The 19,874-nt window shown below is 38.4% G+C and carries 17 protein-coding genes and 1 pseudogene; all 18 read left to right on the top strand.

The genetic code is table 11. The features are described 5' to 3' along the window. The first annotated feature begins 7 nt into the window (after positions 1-7). Complete coding sequence (gene glmM, locus A3GS_RS0100555) at positions 8-1,360, top strand: phosphoglucosamine mutase (RefSeq protein ID WP_018363484.1); 1,353 nt, start codon at positions 8-10, stop codon at positions 1,358-1,360. Between the two features lie 492 nt (positions 1,361-1,852). Next, the gene (rimM, locus tag A3GS_RS0100550) at positions 1,853-2,371 is read left to right on the top strand and encodes a ribosome maturation factor RimM (RefSeq protein WP_018363483.1); all 519 of its coding nucleotides are present in this window, start codon (positions 1,853-1,855) and stop codon (positions 2,369-2,371) included. Then, on the top strand, positions 2,361-3,098 hold the full coding sequence (gene trmD / locus A3GS_RS0100545; protein ID WP_026216205.1) for a tRNA (guanosine(37)-N1)-methyltransferase TrmD: 738 nt from the start codon (positions 2,361-2,363) through the stop codon (positions 3,096-3,098). The genes rimM and trmD overlap by 11 nt, the downstream gene beginning before the upstream one ends. Before the next feature lie 51 nt (positions 3,099-3,149). Beyond that, complete coding sequence (locus A3GS_RS0100540) at positions 3,150-3,659, top strand: GrpB family protein (protein ID WP_018363481.1); 510 nt, start codon at positions 3,150-3,152, stop codon at positions 3,657-3,659. Continuing rightward, positions 3,660-4,661, top strand: a complete 1,002-nt coding sequence (locus A3GS_RS0100535; protein WP_018363480.1) for an NAD(P)/FAD-dependent oxidoreductase — start codon at positions 3,660-3,662, stop codon at positions 4,659-4,661. A 451-nt stretch (positions 4,662-5,112) separates the two neighbouring features. Further along, positions 5,113-6,105 carry a tryptophan ABC transporter substrate-binding protein gene (gene trpX, locus A3GS_RS0100530; protein WP_018363479.1) on the top strand — a complete coding sequence of 331 codons (993 nt, stop codon included), beginning with the start codon at positions 5,113-5,115 and terminating at the stop codon, positions 6,103-6,105. 160 nt (positions 6,106-6,265) lie between these two features. After that, positions 6,266-7,135: an ABC transporter permease gene (locus A3GS_RS0100525; protein ID WP_018363478.1), complete on the top strand. Its 870-nt coding sequence runs from the start codon at positions 6,266-6,268 to the stop codon at positions 7,133-7,135. After that, entirely contained in the window at positions 7,132-7,890 is a 759-nt protein-coding gene (locus A3GS_RS0100520; protein ID WP_018363477.1) for an ABC transporter ATP-binding protein, read from the top strand. Before A3GS_RS0100525 ends, A3GS_RS0100520 begins: the two co-directional genes overlap by 4 nt. 190 nt (positions 7,891-8,080) lie before the next feature. Next, positions 8,081-9,742, top strand: a complete 1,662-nt coding sequence (locus A3GS_RS0100510) for a ribonuclease J (RefSeq protein WP_018363475.1) — start codon at positions 8,081-8,083, stop codon at positions 9,740-9,742. Positions 9,743-9,829: 87 nt separating this feature from the next. Continuing rightward, entirely contained in the window at positions 9,830-10,624 is a 795-nt protein-coding gene (locus A3GS_RS0100505; protein WP_018363474.1) for an alpha/beta hydrolase, read from the top strand. Between the two features lie 314 nt (positions 10,625-10,938). Next, positions 10,939-11,652 (top strand): M57 family metalloprotease, encoded by a 714-nt coding sequence (locus A3GS_RS0100495; RefSeq protein WP_018363472.1) that lies wholly within the window; start codon positions 10,939-10,941, stop codon positions 11,650-11,652. Between the two features lie 10 nt (positions 11,653-11,662). Next, a complete protein-coding gene (locus A3GS_RS0100490) occupies positions 11,663-12,046 on the top strand; it encodes a hypothetical protein (protein WP_018363471.1) in 384 nt (127 codons plus the stop codon). A gap of 772 nt (positions 12,047-12,818) precedes the next feature. Beyond that, a complete protein-coding gene (cas9, locus tag A3GS_RS0100485) occupies positions 12,819-16,952 on the top strand; it encodes a type II CRISPR RNA-guided endonuclease Cas9 (protein WP_018363470.1) in 4,134 nt (1,377 codons plus the stop codon). After that, positions 16,952-17,818 (top strand): type II CRISPR-associated endonuclease Cas1, encoded by an 867-nt coding sequence (gene cas1 / locus A3GS_RS0100480; RefSeq protein WP_018363469.1) that lies wholly within the window; start codon positions 16,952-16,954, stop codon positions 17,816-17,818. Before cas9 ends, cas1 begins: the two co-directional genes overlap by 1 nt. Beyond that, positions 17,815-18,159, top strand: coding sequence for a CRISPR-associated endonuclease Cas2 (cas2, locus tag A3GS_RS0100475; RefSeq protein WP_026216204.1), 345 nt, complete (start codon positions 17,815-17,817; stop codon positions 18,157-18,159). The genes cas1 and cas2 overlap by 4 nt, the downstream gene beginning before the upstream one ends. Next, a complete protein-coding gene (csn2, locus tag A3GS_RS0100470; protein ID WP_018363467.1) occupies positions 18,149-18,811 on the top strand; it encodes a type II-A CRISPR-associated protein Csn2 in 663 nt (220 codons plus the stop codon). The genes cas2 and csn2 overlap by 11 nt, the downstream gene beginning before the upstream one ends. 281 nt (positions 18,812-19,092) lie before the next feature. Continuing rightward, positions 19,093-19,265: pseudogene (locus A3GS_RS12115) on the top strand (type II toxin-antitoxin system HicA family toxin). Further along, positions 19,259-19,648, top strand: coding sequence for a type II toxin-antitoxin system HicB family antitoxin (locus A3GS_RS0100465; RefSeq protein ID WP_018363466.1), 390 nt, complete (start codon positions 19,259-19,261; stop codon positions 19,646-19,648). Before A3GS_RS12115 ends, A3GS_RS0100465 begins: the two are co-directional and overlap by 7 nt. Positions 19,649-19,874: the final 226 nt, after the last annotated feature.

Genomic DNA, 19,874 nt, shown 5'->3' with positions numbered 1-19,874 from the left:
ACTAATTATGGGAAAATATTTTGGTACTGACGGTGTTCGTGGTGAAGCAAACGTTGAATTAACGCCGGAGATGGCCTTTAAACTTGGTCGTTTCGGTGGTTACGTTTTAAGCCAACACGAAAACAGACGCCCACGTGTCTTCGTCGCACGTGATACACGCATCTCTGGTGAAATGTTGGAGTCAGCTTTGGTAGCTGGTCTCCTCTCAGTAGGGATTGAAGTTTATAAACTAGGCGTCTTGGCTACACCAGGTGTTTCTTACCTTGTTCGTACGGAAAATGCTAGCGCTGGGGTTATGATTTCAGCCAGCCACAATCCTGCTCTTGATAATGGGATCAAGTTCTTCGGTGGCGATGGTTTTAAATTGGCTGACGATCAGGAATTGGAGATCGAGGCACTTTTGGATGCTGATGAAGATACTCTACCACGTCCATCCGCTGAAGGCCTAGGAACGGTGGTTGATTACCCAGAAGGTCTCCGTAAATATGAGAAATTCTTGGTCTCAACAGGCGTTGATTTGGAAGGCCTGAAGGTTGTTCTTGATACAGCAAACGGCGCTGCTTCAACTACAGCCCGTGACATTTTCTTAGATCTGAACGCAGATATTACTGTTATCGGTGAAAAACCAGATGGCCTTAACATCAATGACGGTATCGGTTCAACTCACCCAGAGCAATTACAAGCCAAGGTGACAGAAGTCGGTGCGGCTATCGGTTTAGCCTTTGATGGCGATAGTGACCGTCTCATTGCTGTCGATGAAAACGGGCAAATTGTTGATGGTGACAAGGTAATGTACATCATCGGTAAATTCTTGTCAGAAAGAGGTCTTCTGGCTAAAAATACTATCGTTACAACTGTTATGTCTAATCTTGGTTTCCATAAGGCACTTGATCGCGAAGGCATCAACAAAGCTATCACTGCTGTTGGTGATCGCTACGTGGTTGAAGAAATGCGTAAGTCAGGTTATAATCTAGGTGGCGAACAGTCAGGTCACGTTATCATCATGGACTACAATACTACTGGTGATGGTCAGTTGACAGCTATTCAGTTGACCAAGGTCATGAAAGAAACTGGCAAGAAGTTGTCCGAATTAGCAGATGAAGTCACCATCTACCCACAAAAATTGGTCAACATCCGTGTTGAAAATAGTATGAAGGACAAGGCCATGGAAGTTCCAGCTATTGCGGCTATCATTAAAAAAATGGAATCTGAGATGGCAGGCAATGGTCGTATCCTAGTTCGTCCAAGTGGTACAGAACCTTTGTTACGTGTCATGGCAGAAGCACCAACTCACGAAGAAGTGGATTATTATGTTGACACAATCGTAGATGTTGTTCGTGCAGAAATCGGTTTAGATTAATTATCTATGATAAGAAAGCATCGTGTTGACGGTGCTTTTTTTGCGGCTCATTGTCAGCTGTAGTCGGTTGACTGATAGCTAGCAACGTTAGAGAATCAAATTGGTTGTCTTTCTGTTTGTCTCTTTTGGATTTTTAAGAGACAAGCTAAAACGGTCTCTACCTGGAGTGTTTTACTATTCAAAGAGAGGATAATCCGCTTCTTGAAGTCTGCATCTTCCTAAAGCCAAAGGCATTTTGTTTAATGACTTTAATAAGGTTGCTGATTATCCCAGTTTGGCATGGTATTCTCGATAAGTGAAGAATTATTACATTTTTTATCAAAAGTGATATTTTGCCGTTAATGCGGGCGAATATTTGATATAATCTTGCAGGTCCATATGAGTCTTTCTAAGTAGTCTTGATAGCTTTCATTTCTTTTTTGTTAAAATGACGGTTTAAATTTAATAGGAAAAATGGTAGAATAGTTAGGATTAAGAAAAATTGGAGAGAATATGACTCATTTTAATGTAGGTAAGATTGTCAATACGCAAGGTCTGCAAGGGGAAATGCGTGTCCTGTCCGTGACAGATTTTGCTGAAGAGCGCTTCAAAAAAGGCACAAAACTCGCTCTCTTTGATGAAAAAGATCAGTTTGTTATGGAAGTTGAAATTGCCAGTCATCGTAAGCAGAAAAACTTTGATATTGTTAAATTCAAGGGCATGTATCATATCAATGACATTGAAAAATTTAAAGGTTTTAGTCTAAAAGTCGCTGAGGAAAATCTATCAGAACTTGATGATGGAGAGTTTTATTATCATGAAATTATCGGACTAGATGTTTATGAAAATGATGTTTTGATTGGTCAGATTAAGGAAATCTTGCAACCTGGTGCTAACGATGTTTGGGTTGTGAAACGCAAGGGAAAACGCGATTTGTTACTACCTTATATTCCTCCAGTGGTACTTGAAGTGGATATTGCCAATCATCGTGTTGATGTAGAAATTATGGAAGGTTTGGATGATGAAGATTGATATCCTGACCCTTTTCCCAGAAATGTTTGCACCGCTTGAGCATTCTATTGTTGGCAGGGCTCAAGAAAAAGGACTTTTAGACATCACCTATCATAATTTTCGTGAGAATGCTGAAAAGGCACGTCATGTGGACGATGAACCTTATGGTGGTGGCCAAGGGATGCTTTTGCGAGCGCAGCCCATTTTTGACACTATTGAAAAAATTGCTGACAAAAAGCCACGGGTCATCCTTTTGGATCCTGCTGGTCGCAAATTTGATCAAAGTTTTGCTGAAGAATTGGCTCAGGAAAATGAGTTGATTTTTATCTGTGGGCACTATGAAGGTTATGATGAGCGCATTAAAACCTTGGTGACTGATGAAGTGTCATTGGGTGATTTCGTTTTGACGGGAGGAGAATTGGCTGCCATGACTATGGTAGATGCGACAGTTCGTCTCATTCCGGATGTTATCGGCAAGGAAGCTAGCCATCAGGATGATTCGTTCTCCTCTGGACTGCTTGAGTATCCTCAGTACACCCGTCCCTATGATTTCCGTGGCATGAAGGTGCCCGACATCCTTATGTCAGGTCATCATGAAAAGATTCTCCAGTGGCGTTTGGAACAAAGTTTGCGCAAGACCTTGGAACGTCGTCCAGATTTATTGGAAAATTATGTCTTTAGCGAGGAAGAAGAGGCTATTTTTAAGAAGATTCTCGCAGAGAAAGGCATGAATTCTAAAAAGATGTGATATAATAGGAGACATGCGGACGATATGTCTCTTTATTTTTGAGGAGGTTTTATGCGGACGGAAAAGGTGATTGTTCTTCCTTACCAAAAAAGTTGGAAAGATGATTTTGAAAAAATTGCGCAAGAATTGCATGCTACTCTTGACAAACTAGCTATCAGTATTGAACATGTAGGAAGCACATCTGTTGAAGGATTAGCAGCAAAGCCAATCATTGATATTGATGTTGTCATCTCATCAGAGGATTTTCCAGCTGTTGTTAAAGGCTTGGCTGCTATTGGGTATCAGCATGAAGGTAATTTAGGGATTGAAGGTAGGGACGCCTTTACATATTCTGGTAAAGAGCATTTGCAAAGCCATCATCTTTATGTTTGTCCTGAAAATTCACTCGAGTTGAAACGCCACCTTGCTTTTCGTGATTATTTGCGTACCCATCCTGATGCTGTTGCAACTTATGGAGCAATTAAAATAAAGGCAGCGCAGCTATTTCCCAAAGATATCGAGAGCTATATGGCTTATAAATCGTCAGTTATCGAAGAAATTTATAAGGAGTTGAAAGAATAAATGTTTGACAATCAAGAAATATACGATATTACAATTGTTGGTGGTGGACCTGTTGGCTTGTTCGCTGCTTTTTACGCTGGTCTTCGTGGAGTTTCCGTCAAAGTGATTGAAAGCTTGTCTGAGCTTGGCGGTCAGCCAGCTATCCTCTATCCAGAGAAGATGGTTTATGATGTGCCAGCCTTTCCAGCTATTCCAGCAGGTGAGTTGGTTGATAATCTAATTGAGCAGCTCAAGCGTTTTGAAGACCGCACCACTATTTGCCTTAAAGAAGAAGTTCAAACCTTTGAGAAAAAGGATGGTATTTTCACCATTCAAACCAACAAAGCGCAGCATTTTTCTAAAACTATAATTATCGCTTGTGGTAACGGGGCCTTTGCTCCACGTCCGTTAGGACTTGAGGGCGAAGAAGACTACGCTGATAATAATCTTTTCTACAATGTTCACAAACTCGATCAATTTGCGGGTCAGAATGTGGTCATCTGTGGCGGAGGTGACTCAGCTGTTGACTGGGCTAACGCTCTTGATAAGATTGCATCTAGTGTGACACTTGTTCACCGCCGTGATGCCTTCCGCGCTCACGAGCACAGCGTTGAGGTGCTCAAAGAGTCTGGTGTTAAGATTTTGACACCATATGTTCCCTTAGTGTTGACTGGGGAAAATGGCAGAGCGACTAGCTTAACCGTGCAGAAAGTTAAGTCTGATGAGACAGTCGAGTTACCTCTGGATGCTCTGATCGTCAGCTTTGGATTTTCCACTTCAAATAAAAACCTCAAAAACTGGAATATTGATCACAAACGTTCAAGTATCAACGTGTCACCACTTTTTGAAACTAGCCAAGAGGGGGTTTATGCCATCGGTGATGCAGCCCAATACGAAGGCAAGGTTGACTTGATTGCGACTGGTTTTGGTGAAGCCCCAACAGCGATCAATCAAGCTATCAAGTACATTTATCCAGACAGCGACAACCGTGTCGTTCACTCAACATCGCTAATTAAAGATTAAACTTAACAGCCACCGACTCTAAATTGGTGGTTTTTTGCTCTCGGATAAATACTCTGCTGATGAAATTAATTACTGGCGTTTGTCTATGAAATCCAGAGAGTGTGTGGATTTTGTGAAAGATGTTGGAGTCTTAGGTGGGCTGATTGTTTAGAACATAGTTGATATTTTTCAAAAATATTCAAAAACGCTTGCAATTTTCAGAATTTAGTATATAATTATAAGCAAAACAAAGAGAGGAAGACTAAGATGACAAAGATTAAACACCTTACAAATTGGCAAAGATGGCGTAGGTAAAGTTGTGTTTATGTGTGCATAGATACGACTTTTGGTGTACTTCTAAAAAGGTATCTATGCGCTAGTCTTAGTTCATAATCAGCGCGTAGTCAATTAGACTAGGTGCTTTTCTTTTTAGATTTTTCCAAGAAGAAATTAAGATTAAAGGAGATAAATGATGAAAAACAAACGTTTAATAACTATTTTGGTAATTCTAGCGGTTCTTGTTATAGTTGGAATTTTAGTACCAACGATGAGTAAAAAGTCAAGCAAGAAAACAGAAGTTAAAGCCGCTAAGGTCGGAGTTTTGCAGTATGTTACTCATGAGGCGTTAGATACTATTTACAAAGGTATCAAGACAGGATTAAAAGAAGAAGGCTATTCTGGTAAAAAGGTAGATATTGAATTTCTTAATGCTGAAGCTGATCAAAGTAAGATTGCGACCATGAGCCAAACACTGGTTAATCATAAAAATGATGTCTTGATTGGGATTGCTACACCAGCAGCCCAAGGATTAGCTAATGCCAGTAAAGAGATTCCCGTCGTTATGGGAGCTGTTACCGATCCTGTCGGTGCTAAGTTGGTCAAGAACTTGAAAAATCCTGGTGGCAACGTGACTGGGGTGTCTGATAAAACGCCGATTGAAGCTCAACTTAAATTGGTTAAACAGTTAACACCTAAAGTTAATACTATTGGTATCATCTACTCTAGCAGCGAAGATAACTCGAAATCTCAAGTGGAAGAATTTAAGACCTTAGCTGACAAACTTGGCTATGAAGTGGTTGAATATTCTGTACCATCTACCAACGAAATTGCAACAACCATGAATGTCATGTTGCCAAAGGTTGATGCTGTATGGATTCCACTTGACAACACCATTGCCAGTGCTTTCTCAAGCGTTGTCTCTGCTGCCAAAGACGCCCAAAAGCCAATCTATCCAAGCGTTGACACTATGGTTTCAGAAGGCGGGCTGGCCTCAGTTGCCATTGACCAATATCAACTCGGTGTTGAGACGGGTAAAATGGCTGCGCAGATTCTCAAAGGGAAAAATGTTTCTAAAATGTCAGTTAAGGTTATGAAAGAAGGAACACCAGTAGTCAATGAAAAGGTTGCTAAAGAATTGGGAATCACTATTCCAGAAGAGATTCTGGATAAAGCAGACAAGAAATAAGCTGGTTGATTTTTGACTTTATCAGATTTGGAGCTAGTTGGGACAAGTTTTGACTGACTAGCTCTTTTTATCTGAATAGAAAATTTCTGAAAATTATGATAAAATACAAGAAATGTTTACCGAAATCGGTTAACAATCTCTAAAAGTAAGGTAGGATAATATGATTATTTCAACCATTTCTCAAGGATTGCTTTGGGCGGTGCTTGGTCTGGGTATTTTTATGACCTTTAGGATTTTGAACTTTCCCGATATGACGACAGAAGGTTCGTTTCCGCTCGGTGGTGCAGTCGCTGTGACTTTGATGACCCAAGGAGTCCATCCGCTACTTGCAACCTTGGCGGCAGTGTTAGCAGGCTGCGTAGCAGGTTTAGTGACGGGTCTTCTTTATACTAAAGGAAAAATTCCAACACTTTTGGCAGGGATTTTGGTTATGACCTCTTGTCATTCCATCATGCTCATGGTCATGAAGCGGGCTAACCTTGGCTTGTTGGATGCCAAAACCTTACAAGATGTCCTCCCTTTTTCAGAAAGTATCAATCTTTTACTAATCGGTCTTATCTTTGTGTCCTTAGTTATCGGTTTGATGATTTATTTTTTAAATACTCGCCTAGGACAAGCCTACATTGCTACTGGTGACAACAAGGACATGGCTAGAAGCTTTGGGATTAACACTGACCGTATGGAGCTCATGGGATTGGTTTTGTCAAATGGGCTAATCGCTCTTGCTGGCGCCCTAATCAGCCAGCAAGATGGCTATGCTGATGTTTCAAAGGGGATTGGGGTCATCGTTATTGGCCTTGCCAGCATTATCATCGGAGAAGTTGTTTTCTCAACCAATTTAACCATGCTGGAGCGCTTGATTGCCATCGCTATCGGTTCCATTGTTTATCAATTTTTAATTTTGGCAGTTGTGGCACTTGGTTTCAACACCAACTATCTTAAACTTTTCAGCGCTATCGTCTTGGCTATCTGCCTCATGGTGCCAACTTTGAAAAATAAATTCTTTAAGGGAGTAAAAGTGTCACGATGAAAAAAATTGTTGAATTGAAAAATGCTACCGTGCAGGTCAATAATGGCTTTGATGAGTTAAAAACAATTCTGGACGATGTTAGTTTGGACATTTATGAGCATGACTTTCTCACCATCCTCGGTGGAAATGGTGCGGGAAAGTCAACCTTGTTTAATGTTATCGCTGGGACACTTATGTTGACCAGTGGAAGTATTTCCATTATTGGTGAAGATGTCACGTATCTGCCTGCTGAAAAACGAGCCAATCATTTGGCGCGTGTTTTCCAAGATCCTAAGATGGGAACAGCACCGCGGATGACAGTGGCGGAAAATCTGCTCATCGCCAAGTATCGTGGTGAGCGACGCGGCCTAGTTTCTCGTAAGCTTAACTCCTTCAAAGATGAATTTCAGCGTCTTGTAACCAAAACAGGAAACGGTCTTGAGAAACATTTGGATACACCGACAGGCCTCTTGTCTGGTGGTCAGCGTCAAGCACTCAGCCTTTTGATGGCGACGCTTAAGCGTCCAGAACTTTTGCTTCTGGATGAACATACCGCAGCTTTGGATCCCAAAACCAGTGTGTCTCTGATGAACTTAACAGATGAATTTGTCCGTCAAGAAAAATTGACAGCGCTCATGATTACCCACCATATGGAAGATGCTCTTAAGTATGGTAACCGTCTCATTGTCATGAAAGATGGAAAGATTGTCAAAGATCTCAATGCTCAGCAGAAGGCGAAGATGCAGATTGCTGACTACTACCAATTTTTTGAATAAATAACAGAAGCCTAACTAAGCAGTTGGGTTTTTCTATTGATGTTGCTTTTTGCTTTTTCAAGTAATTCAAGCTATAATAAGAGAGTATGCAAGGAATTGCAACCGCAGTAATTCGACTGCTGGACCAGTGCCCTGAAGTGTTGGCTGGCAGGACCGTTTGTATGAAAATAAAATCTTTAAAGGAGACAGAATGAGCGATATTAAAATTATTGCGCTTGGGGGTGTCCGTGAAAACGGGAAAAACCTCTATGTTGTTGAAGTCAATGAGTCCATTTTTGTGCTTGATGCAGGTTTGAAGTACCCTGAAAATGAGCAACTGGGTGTTGACGTTGTCATTCCAAACTTGGACTATCTGATTGAAAATAAGGATCGTGTGCAAGGAATTTTCTTAACACACGGTCACGCGGATGCCATCGGAGCTCTACCCTATATCATTTCAGAAATCAAGGTGCCCGTTTTCGGCTCACCCTTGACGATTGAACTGGCCAAGCTTTTTGTTAAAAATAATACTAACGTCAAGAAATTTAATAATTTCCATGTGGTAGATGCAGAGACTGAGATCGAATTTGCTGACGCTGTGATTTCATTCTTTAAGACGACTCACTCTATTCCAGAAAGTTTGGGGATTGTAGTTGGGACAGATGAAGGTGACATCGTCTATACAGGTGATTTCAAGTTTGACCAGGCCGCACGTCCATACTACAAGACTGACTTAGCACGTCTGGCTGAGATCGGAAATGAGGGTGTTCTTGCTCTCTTGTCTGATTCTGCCAATGCAATCAGTACGACACAAACAGCTAGCGAATCAGAAGTTGGCTCTGAGATGGATGATGTCATCGCCAATGCAGAAGGTCGTGTCATCGTAGCAGCAGTAGCCTCTAACCTGGTTCGTATTCAACAAGTTTTTGATTCAGCTGCGGATCATGGCCGTCGCGTTGTTTTGACTGGTTTTGATGCGGAAAATATTGTCCGTACAGCCATTCGCATGAAACGCCTGCGTTTAGTTGATGAGAAATTAATAATCAAGCCAAAGGATATGCCTAAGTTTGAAGACCACGAACTCATCATCTTGGAGGCCGGTCGTATGGGTGAACCTATCAATAGCCTGCAAAAGATGGCTGTTGGCCGTCACCGCTATGTGCAAATCAAAGAAGGCGACTTGGTTTACATCGTTACAACGCCTAGTATTTCTAAAGAAGCAGTTGTGGCGCGCGTGGAAAACTTGATTTACAAGGCAGGTGGTTCTGTCAAACTCATCACTCAACATTTACGTGTGTCTGGTCATGCCAATGGTCGCGACTTACAGCTTATGATCAACCTGTTACGTCCAAAATACCTCTTCCCGATCCAAGGGGAATACCGCGACCTAGCTGCCCATGCTGAATTAGCGCAAGAAGTGGGCATGTATCCGGAGAATATCTACATCATGAAGCGCGGAGACATCATGGTTCTGAGCAAGGAAGGCTTCTTACACGAAGGAGGTGTACCTGCTAGTGATGTTATGATTGATGGGAATGCCATCGGCGATGTGGGTAATATCGTCCTCCGTGACCGCAAGGTCTTGTCAGAAGATGGGATCTTTATCGTAGCCATTACGGTCAATAAAAAAGAGAAGAAAATCGTTTCAAAAGCGAAAATTCATACGCGTGGATTTGTCTATGTCAAGAAGAGTCGCGATATTCTACGTGAATCGGCTGAACTGGTCAATACAACAGTTGAAAATTATCTGGCTCAGGATAGTTTTGACTGGAGCGAACTGAAAGGCGCTGTCCGCGATGACATCAGTAAGTTCCTTTTTGAACAAACTAAACGTCGCCCAGCCATTTTGCCGGTAGTGATGGAAGTTCGCTAATTGTTTTAAACAATCAATTGCTGGTTAAGTTAGCAGATACTAAATGGAAAGGTGGGATAGGCCTGCCTTTTTATGAAAGGAGAAGAAATGGCATTTTTCAAGATCGAATACAATTCAAAAGCACTTGGCATGGAGCGCCAAGTCAATGTCATCTATCCGGATGCGACAGAAATCTCGGCAGATGAGGTAACTGATACTGACATTCCTGTCCTGTACCTCTTGCACGGTATGGGGGGAAATGAAAATTCCTGGCAAAAGCGAACTAATATTGAACGTTTGTTGCGTCATACCAATCTCATTGTGGTTATGCCTTCGACTGACTTGGCTTGGTACACAGATACAGCTTCTGGGCTCAATTACTATACGGCTATCGCAGAAGAATTACCGCAAGTTCTGCACCGCTTCTTCCCAAACATGACCCAAAATCGTGAGAAGACCTTCATCGCGGGACTTTCTATGGGTGGCTATGGTGCCTACAAAATCGCCTTGTCCACTGACCGCTTTTCACACGCAGCCTCCTTTTCTGGAGCGCTAGCCATTGGCCTTGATGGCAAAAATCCAGCTGACATTGTTGGAGAGTCGCAAGCTTACTGGCAAGGGGTTTTTGGTGATCTTGGCAATAGCAGAGCTTTAAAAGAGCATTATCTGACAACTTTGGCAGAGAGGTCTGATAAGAAGACCAAGTTCTATGCTTGGTGCGGCTATGAAGACTTTCTTTACGAAGCGAATGAAGTTGCTGTTGAAAAATTGAGGGCTGTAGGACTTGATATTGACTATCACAATGATCATGGCAAGCATGAGTGGTATTACTGGAATCAGCAGCTGGATAAATTGCTAGAATGGCTGCCGATCCACTATGTTAAGGAAGAACGATTGTCATAAGAATGGCTGCTGGCAAAGGAGAAAGTCTGATAAAACTATTGAAAAATCTATTAGTCATCTGTCAGCTACAAAAAGTGCTACGATGCCGAAAAAATGGGCTACAAGGTCATCAAGAAGGGGATGGTCCAATTCCTGTTCGGTTTGCAGGATTACATTATTATCTAAGATGAAAAGACTTGGACAATTTATTTTGTCCAAGTCTTTTTGGTGACATTTTGGTGTCAATCACTTTTTCCTTGTCTTTTATTTGAGGGGTTGTTATACTTAATGTCTATTAGTTTTAGGGCAAATTTTCAATGAAAGTGAGTTCTGTTATGAAACGTTTCTTTCGAGCTTTGTTTTTCTTTCCAAGATTGATGATCTCTATTATCTGGTCCTTGTTTTGGTTCCTAATCAGGCTTGTGATTGGTCTAGCTGTCTTGATTTTATTGCTAGTTTTCTTGGCTAAGAACAGTGATTCGTCATTAGCGCAGCGTTTTAATCAGACGGTCAACCAACTGACTTCTTACGTTTCTCATCATCAGGATCAGAGCTTGGCTCAAACGATGTCTGACCTAGCAACTGATGAAATCAGTCAGAAAAAGGGAGCGCGCTGGTCAGCAAATAGCGCCAGCATTTACATCAAAAGCTCCAACAAGACCTTAAGAAATGCCTATCAAGAGGCTATCGACAATTGGAATGCGACAGGTGTTTTTACGCTTAATTTAGTTACGGACGAGGAGAGTGCGGATATCGTTGCAACCGATTACTCGGACGGGGCGTCGCAGGCAGCGGGTATGGCAGAGACGGAGACAGACAGCCTAACTGGTCGGATCGTTCATGTGGATGTCAAGCTCAACACCTACTACCTGCTCAATACTAGCTACGGTTACAGTCAAGAGCGGATTACCCACACGGCAGAACATGAAATCGGTCATGCTCTGGGATTGGATCATGACGATAGTCAGAAGTCAGTTATGCAGTCGGCAGGCTCTTACTATGGTATCCAGTCGGTGGATATCGAAAAACTACAAATACTTTATTCATAAGGAGGGACGTATGAGAACATTAAGGAAAGCCATCAGTAAATACCCTGAACAGGTTTTTCTGTTCCTTTTCAACACTGGGGTTTTTGCCTGGCTCCAAACAACAGGCTCTATGATTGCAAGCAAGTTAGGATTTTCAGGTATCAAACCCGTAGCAGTTTTAGAGCGACTGCCAGATTGGCTCCACTTTGTAGCTGGGGACTCTCTAGAAAAATTGCAGAGCTTCTTTGGCAGTTGGGCACTGACTTGGCTGATTCTATCCATGAGTGTACTGATTATCATCCGCTTCATCAAAGGACTAGTCAAGTTTATTCTCTTTACAGCCATCATCGTCATTGGTGTTTTCCTCATCTTGCAAAATCAGCAGGTTCTACAAAATTTAAACCTAACCTTCTAACCAATTAATTTAAATACTAGTCAAAATGAAAGTCTACTGAACAAGTCTGAATAATAAAAAACGAATGATGATATCTAGTTGTATAAAACTTTTTATCATCCATTCGTTTTTTAGTTAACTATCGGAGAAAGCGAGAAGATGTTCTCTGTTACATTTTTAATGAAACTGACTTTTTCAGTGACTTCCAAAATGATTTGATGTTTTATCTGCCTCTGAAATAGGCTGGTAAAGGGCACAAGTTTTTTGAAACCGCTTGAATTTCTAAGAAAAAGGTTGTACAATGAAACAGATAGTTTGAGGATAGAAATAAAAATTAGAGCAAGAAAAAAGCGCCGATTCGGCGCCCACTTTTTACAAAGTTGGATACGGACAAAGCCTTATTTTAACTCGCTGTGTTGTTTCGAATAGTTCCAACAAATTTATTATATAATAATTACTTATTATTTACAAGTGATATTATATAGAAATTGTTAAAGCTATAAAACGCACAACTCTAAAACTAAAAACATAACCACTCTATATTCTAACAAATTTTAGTTAGTAATTATATTAATTTTTGTAATATCAAGATTAAAAATATATGCTATAATTTAAATATAAGCTGTTATGTTTTTAAGGGGTTATTTTTTAGAGGAGTTTAAATTTGATAAGGAAAAATTGGTGATTTTAACGGAGTTATTGAAACTACTGAAAAGTTTTATTGATTTAATTAAAGCGTTGATCTTATAGTATTTTTCGTAAATTTAAACTTTATTATAAGAGGAGGAAAATTATGACTAAGAAAAATTATTCAATCGGACTTGACATAGGTACCAACAGTGTAGGTTGGGCTGTGATTACTGATGATTACAAAGTTCCAGCTAAAAAGATGAAGGTTTTAGGAAATACTGATAAAAAGTATATCAAGAAAAACTTACTTGGTGCTTTATTATTTGATAGTGGCGAAACAGCTGAAGCGACTCGTTTGAAACGTACAGCTCGGCGTCGTTATACGCGCCGTAAAAATCGCTTACGTTATCTGCAAGATATTTTTACTGAAGAAATGGCAAAAGTTGATGATAGTTTCTTTCAACGTTTAGATGAGTCCTTTTTGACAGATAATGATAAAAATTTTGATTCACACCCAATCTTCGGTAATAAGGCAGAAGAAGATGCCTATCATCAGAAATTCCCTACAATTTATCATTTAAGAAAACATCTTGCAGATTCAACTGAAAAAGCAGATTTACGCTTGGTTTATCTGGCTTTAGCACACATGATTAAATTCCGTGGACATTTCTTAATTGAGGGTGAATTGAATGCTGAAAATACAGATGTTCAAAAACTATTCACTGATTTCGTAGGAGTGTATGATAGAACATTTGATGATAGTCACTTATCAGAAATTACGGTTGACGCTGCAAGTATTTTGACAGAAAAAATTAGCAAGTCACGCCGTTTAGAAAATCTTATAAATAACTATCCAAAGGAAAAGAAGAATACTTTATTCGGAAATCTTATTGCTTTGGCTTTAGGATTACAGCCTAATTTTAAAACGAATTTCAAATTATCTGAAGATGCTAAATTGCAATTTTCTAAAGACACCTACGAAGAAGATTTAGAAGAGTTACTTGGGAAAATTGGAGACGATTATGCAGATTTATTTACTTCATCTAAAAATCTTTACGATGCCATCTTACTTTCAGGTATTTTAACTGTTGACGATAATTCAACTAAAGCGCCGCTATCAGCTTCGATGATTAAACGTTATGTTGAACACCATGAAGATTTAGAAAAGCTAAAAGAATTCATTAAGGCAAATAAATCTGAGTTGTATCACGATATTTTTAAAGATAAAACCCAAAATGGCTATGCGGGTTATATTGAAAATGGTGTCAAACAAGATGAATTCTATAAATATCTGAAAGGTATTCTAACGAAAATTAATGGAAGTGATTATTTCCTAGATAAAATTGAACGTGAAGATTTCTTAAGAAAACAAAGAACATTTGATAATGGCTCAATCCCACATCAAATTCATTTACAAGAAATGCATGCCATTTTACGACGTCAAGGTGATTATTACCCATTTTTAAAAGAGAACCAAGAGGAAATTGAAAAAATATTGACTTTTAGAATTCCTTACTACGTTGGTCCATTGGCACGAAAAGATAGCCGATTTGCATGGGCAGAATATCGTTCGGATGAGAAGATTACACCGTGGAATTTCGATAAGGTAATTGATAAAGAAAAATCAGCTGAAAAATTCATTACACGCATGACTTTAAATGATTTGTATTTACCAGAGGAGAAAGTTTTACCAAAACACAGTCATGTATATGAAACATTTGCAGTTTATAATGAATTAACAAAAGTTAAGTATGTTAATGAGCAAGGAAAAGACTCTTTCTTTGATTCAAATATGAAACAAGAAATCTTTGACCATGTCTTTAAAGAAAATCGCAAAGTTACCAAGGAAAAACTGTTAAATTATCTTGATAAAGAGTTTCCTGAATATCGTATTCAAGATTTAGTTGGACTTGATAAAGAAAATAAATCATTTAATGCGAGTCTTGGGACTTACCATGATTTGAAAAAGATTTTGGATAAATCTTTCTTGGATGATAAAGTAAACGAAGAAGTCATTGAAGATATTATTAAAACGTTAACTTTGTTTGAAGATAGAGAAATGATTCAGCAGCGCCTTCAAAAATATAGTGATATCTTTACAAAACAGCAATTGAAGAAACTTGAACGCCGTCATTACACTGGCTGGGGGCGTTTGTCATACAAATTAATTAACGGTATTCGTAATAAAGAAAATAACAAGACTATTCTTGATTATTTGATTGATGATGGTTCTGCTAATCGTAACTTTATGCAGTTAATTAACGATGATGCATTATCATTTAAACAAATCATTCAAGAAGCGCAAGTTGTTGGTGATGTCGATGATATTGAAACTGTTGTTCATGATTTACCTGGAAGCCCTGCTATCAAAAAAGGTATTCTACAAAGTGTCAAAATCGTTGATGAGCTAATTAAAGTGATGGGAGATAATCCTGATAATATTGTTATTGAAATGGCGCGTGAAAATCAAACAACTAATAGAGGAAGAAGCCAATCCCAACAACGTTTGAAAAAACTTCAGAACTCATTAAAAGAGTTAGGAAGTAATATTCTTAATGAGGAAAAACCGTCATATATTGAAGATAAGGTTGAAAATAGTCATCTTCAAAATGATCAACTCTTCCTTTACTACATTCAAAATGGTAAAGATATGTACACTGGTGATGAGTTGGATATTGACCATCTAAGCGATTATGATATTGACCACATTATTCCTCAAGCCTTTATTAAGGATGACTCTATTGATAATCGAGTACTAACAAGTTCTGCTAAAAATCGAGGTAAATCAGATGATGTACCAAGTCTTGGTATTGTTCGTGCTAGAAAGGCAGAATGGGTTCGATTGTATAAATCAGGACTAATCTCTAAACGTAAATTTGATAATTTAACGAAAGCCGAACGTGGTGGATTGACTGAAGCAGATAAGGCTGGCTTTATTAAACGTCAATTGGTTGAAACACGTCAAATCACAAAACATGTGGCACAAATTTTAGATGCTCGTTTTAATACAGAACGTGATGAAAATGATAAGGTGATTCGTGATGTGAAAGTTATTACTTTGAAATCAAATCTTGTTTCGCAATTTCGAAAAGAGTTTAAATTTTACAAAGTTCGTGAAATTAATGATTATCACCATGCCCATGATGCTTATCTTAATGCAGTGGTTGGAACAGCTTTGCTTAAAAAATATCCTAAATTAGCACCAGAGTTTGTTTATGGTGAGTATAAAAAATATGATGTCCGCAAACTTGTTGCCAAATCTTCTGATGACCATTCTGAAATGGGTAAAGCAACAGCAAAATATTTCTTCTATTCAAACCTAATGAACTTCTTTAAACGTGTCATAAGATATTCAAATGGTAAAGTAATAGTTCGACCAGTTGTTGAATATAGTAAGGACACTGGAGAAATCGCTTGGAATAAGCGAACTGACTTTGAAAAAGTTCGAAAAGTTTTATCCTACCCACAAGTCAATATTGTTAAAAAGGTTGAAACTCAGACAGGAGGATTCTCAAAAGAATCAATTTTACCCAAAGGTGACTCTGATAAATTAATTCCGCGTAAAACGAAGAAAGTTCTATGGGAACCTAAGAAATATGGTGGTTTTGATAGTCCAACAGTTGCTTATTCTGTTTTAGTTGTAGCAGATGTCGAAAAAGGCAAAACAAAGAAACTAAAAACTGTAAAAGAGCTAGTCGGTATTTCTATCATGGAACGCTCTTTCTTTGAAAAAAATCCAGTTGAATTTTTAAAAAATAAAGGTTATCAAAATGTTCAAGAGGACAAATTAATGAAACTTCCTAAGTACAGTCTTTTTGAATTTGAAGGTGGCAGAAGACGTCTGTTAGCTAGTGCCACAGAGCTGCAAAAGGGAAATGAAATAATGCTTTCAGCTCATTTAGTAGCATTACTTTATCACGCCCATCGAATTGGCAATTTTAACAGCGCTGAGCATTTAAAATACGTTAGTGAGCATAAGAAAGAATTTGAAGAAGTCTTATCTTGTGTAGAAAACTTTGCTAACGTATATGTTGATGTTGAAAAAAATTTAAGTAAAATTAGAGCAGCTGCTGATAGTATGGACAACTTCTCAATTGAGGAAATTTCAGATTCATTTATCAATTTATTAACATTGACTGCATTAGGTGCGCCAGCTGATTTCAATTTCCTTGGTGAAAAAATTCCACGTAAACGCTATAATTCGACAAAAGAGTGTCTAAACGCCACCCTCATTCACCAATCTATCACTGGTCTTTATGAAACACGTATTGATTTGAGCAAATTAGGAGAAGAGTAATGGGATGGCGTACGGTTATTGTTAATGAGCATTCTAAATTGTCGTATAAGAATAATCATTTGATTTTTAAAGATGCTTATCATACTGAAATGATTCATCTGGAAGAGATTGATATTCTGTTGCTTGAAACGACGAATATTGTATTGACGACGATGTTGATTGAACGTTTAGTTGAGAGAAATATTTTAATTATTTTTTGTGATGAAAAACGTTTGCCAACTGCAATGCTGACGCCTTACTATGGACGCCACGATTCTAGTTTACAACTGACAAATCAAATTGCTTGGGGGGATGATGTCAAATGTGATGTTTGGACAACTATTATTGCACAGAAAATATTAAATCAAAGCATGTATCTTGGTGAATGTTCCTTCTTTGAAAAATCCCAATCTATCATGAAGTTATATCACAGTCTAGAATCTTTCGATCCCAGTAATCGTGAGGGACATTCTGCAAGAATTTATTTTAATACCTTGTTTGGAAATGATTTCTCACGTGATCAGGATAATGATATTAATGCTGGTTTAGATTATGGCTATACTCTGTTGTTGAGCATGTTTGCGCGTGAATTAGTTGTTTGTGGTTGCATGACGCAATTCGGCTTAAAGCACGCTAACCAATTCAATCAGTTTAATCTGGCTAGTGATATTATGGAGCCATTTCGTCCAATTGTTGATAGAATTGTGTATGAAAATCGTAACGCTTCCTTTGTTAAGATTAAACGCGAATTGTTTACGATGTTTGATGAAACCTATTCTTATAACAATAAAGAAATGTTCCTAAACAATATTGTTAGTGATTATACGAAGAAAGTGGTCAAAGCTCTAAATCATGGTGGGAAAGGAGTTCCTGAATTTAGGATATGAGTTATCGATATATGCGAATGATTTTAATGTTTGATATGCCAACTGAAACAGCAGAAGAACGAAAAGCATATCGTAAATTTCGAAAGTTTTTATTGAGTGAAGGCTTTATCATGCACCAATTTTCGGTTTATAGCAAATTGTTATTAAATAATTCTGCCAATAAAGCTATGGTTGATAGGTTGCAAGCCAATAATCCTAAAAAAGGAAGCATCACACTTTTGACAGTGACTGAAAAACAGTTTGCTCGTATGATTTATTTGAATGGTGAGCGAAATACCAGCGTCGCCAATTCTGATAGACGTCTTGTATTTCTCGGAGAGGATTATAACGATGAAGATTAATTTTCCCATATTTGATGAACCAATTGAAATTCTTGATGCAACTATTTTAACGGTTGAGGATGTTACTGTATTTTCAAATCTTGTTAGGCAATTTTATTCTTATTCCGAAGAATGTGACTTGAAGTTGTTTGACGAGAGATTACGGTCTTTAAAAGTTTCAGAATTGCTTTTAGTGACAGATATTTTGGGATTCGATGTTAATTCACAGTCAATGCTGAAACTCATTCATGACGATTTGGAGAGTCAATTAAATGACAAACCAGAGGTGAAATCAATGATTGAGCAGCTGGCAAACACCATTACAGAGTTGCTCTCGTACGAATGTTTGGAAAATGAGTTGGACTTAGAATATGACGAAATTACCATTTTAGAACTTATTAAAGCTCTTGGTGTCAAAATTGAAACACAGAGTGATACTATTTTCGAAAAATGCTTTGAAATTCTTCAAGTTTACAATTATCTTAGCAAGAAGAAATTGTTAATTTTCGTTAATAGCGGAGCTTATTTAACTAAAAATGAAATGGAAAAATTAATAGAGTATATCAGGCTCTCAAATCAAAACGTACTTTTTCTAGAACCACGAAGACTTTATGATTTTCCGCAGTACGTATTGGATAGTGATTATTTTTTGATAGCAGAAAATATGAATTAAATACGTTAATAAGGGAGTGAGACAGAAATCAGTAATTTCCAAGAAATTCGATTTTGTCGTCTCACCCCCGTACAGAGTTGAGTAGGGGTGTAAAAACTGATTTATCAGCGTATTAGAACCCACTCAACTACTGCGTCCTGTCATTTATACTACAAAAGCGAAGAAGCTGAGCATCTTATCTCAGCCTCTTTTCTTATAATTTGGTGCATGCGCTTAATACGTAGATAATAAAGGAGTGAAGAGATGCGTCGTTAACAGGTAGAGGGTTAGCAAAGCTTGCTGTGTTAAAAGGTTGGAAAGAAGTTCGTGTAAAAGGGAGGACACCATCAGTTCAAAAAGGATGTAGTCTCCTATAAATTTTACGATTCCAATTCATGGAAACAAGGTGTTAGGAGCGGGTTTGGAAAAGAAAATTTTAAAAGACATAGGGCTACAAAGAAGGTTTTTATGTTAAAATCATACCCAGAAATTTTTCACAAAGAAGAAGATGGAAGTTTTGGGGTAGAATTTCCAGGATTTTGTGGTGGTACCGAGGGTGATGATGGCGAAGAAGCGATGAAAAATGCTCGAGAAATGTTAGAAAGCTCATTAGCTGCTTATCTAGATGAAGGATTAGAGCTTCTAAAGGTTGCTGATATGAGTGAATTATCAGTTGAGAATGGTTTTATTACTTTAATTCAAGCAGATCCTTCTCCATATTTAAAAAGTACCAAAGCTATTCGAAAAAACGTTATGGTTCCAGAATGGTTAATCAGATTAGCTGATAGAGAACATGTTAATTATTCAGAAGTTTTGACACAAACTTTAGAGAAAAAATATAGCTTTAAATTGCTATAAACGTTGTAAAATAAAGGATTTTGAGGTATAATATAGCTAAAAATAGTGAACTGTTCGAGGCTGAAGTCTAGCTGAGACGAATGGCGCGATTACGAAATTTCGTGAGAAAAAATGGTCCACGAGGTTTTAGAGCTGTGCTGTTTCGAATGGTTCCAAAACCTAAGAACAAGAAAGACCCTTGTATTGTTATGTTTTAGAGCTGTGCTGTTTCGAATGGTTCCAAAAC

The organism is Streptococcus caballi DSM 19004 (assembly GCF_000379985.1).
GTDB classification, from domain to species: Bacteria; Bacillota; Bacilli; order Lactobacillales; family Streptococcaceae; genus Streptococcus; species Streptococcus caballi.
The sequence above is the reverse complement of the archived record's forward strand: the minus strand, read 5'-3'. Positions and strand labels throughout refer to the sequence as shown.

Bases quoted from the DNA above. Each gene is read 5' to 3' on its own strand.
- glmM (WP_018363484.1), top strand. From the start codon at position 8: ATGGGAAAATATTTTGGTACTGACGGTGTTCGTGGTGAAGCAAACGTT.
- rimM (WP_018363483.1), top strand. From the start codon at position 1,853: ATGACTCATTTTAATGTAGGTAAGATTGTCAATACGCAAGGTCTGCAA.
- trmD (WP_026216205.1), top strand. From the start codon at position 2,361: ATGAAGATTGATATCCTGACCCTTTTCCCAGAAATGTTTGCACCGCTT.
- A3GS_RS0100540 (WP_018363481.1), top strand. From the start codon at position 3,150: ATGCGGACGGAAAAGGTGATTGTTCTTCCTTACCAAAAAAGTTGGAAA.
- A3GS_RS0100535 (WP_018363480.1), top strand. From the start codon at position 3,660: ATGTTTGACAATCAAGAAATATACGATATTACAATTGTTGGTGGTGGA.
- trpX (WP_018363479.1), top strand. From the start codon at position 5,113: ATGAAAAACAAACGTTTAATAACTATTTTGGTAATTCTAGCGGTTCTT.
- A3GS_RS0100525 (WP_018363478.1), top strand. From the start codon at position 6,266: ATGATTATTTCAACCATTTCTCAAGGATTGCTTTGGGCGGTGCTTGGT.
- A3GS_RS0100520 (WP_018363477.1), top strand. From the start codon at position 7,132: ATGAAAAAAATTGTTGAATTGAAAAATGCTACCGTGCAGGTCAATAAT.
- A3GS_RS0100510 (WP_018363475.1), top strand. From the start codon at position 8,081: ATGAGCGATATTAAAATTATTGCGCTTGGGGGTGTCCGTGAAAACGGG.
- A3GS_RS0100505 (WP_018363474.1), top strand. From the start codon at position 9,830: ATGGCATTTTTCAAGATCGAATACAATTCAAAAGCACTTGGCATGGAG.
- A3GS_RS0100495 (WP_018363472.1), top strand. From the start codon at position 10,939: ATGAAACGTTTCTTTCGAGCTTTGTTTTTCTTTCCAAGATTGATGATC.
- A3GS_RS0100490 (WP_018363471.1), top strand. From the start codon at position 11,663: ATGAGAACATTAAGGAAAGCCATCAGTAAATACCCTGAACAGGTTTTT.
- cas9 (WP_018363470.1), top strand. From the start codon at position 12,819: ATGACTAAGAAAAATTATTCAATCGGACTTGACATAGGTACCAACAGT.
- cas1 (WP_018363469.1), top strand. From the start codon at position 16,952: ATGGGATGGCGTACGGTTATTGTTAATGAGCATTCTAAATTGTCGTAT.
- cas2 (WP_026216204.1), top strand. From the start codon at position 17,815: ATGAGTTATCGATATATGCGAATGATTTTAATGTTTGATATGCCAACT.
- csn2 (WP_018363467.1), top strand. From the start codon at position 18,149: ATGAAGATTAATTTTCCCATATTTGATGAACCAATTGAAATTCTTGAT.
- A3GS_RS0100465 (WP_018363466.1), top strand. From the start codon at position 19,259: ATGTTAAAATCATACCCAGAAATTTTTCACAAAGAAGAAGATGGAAGT.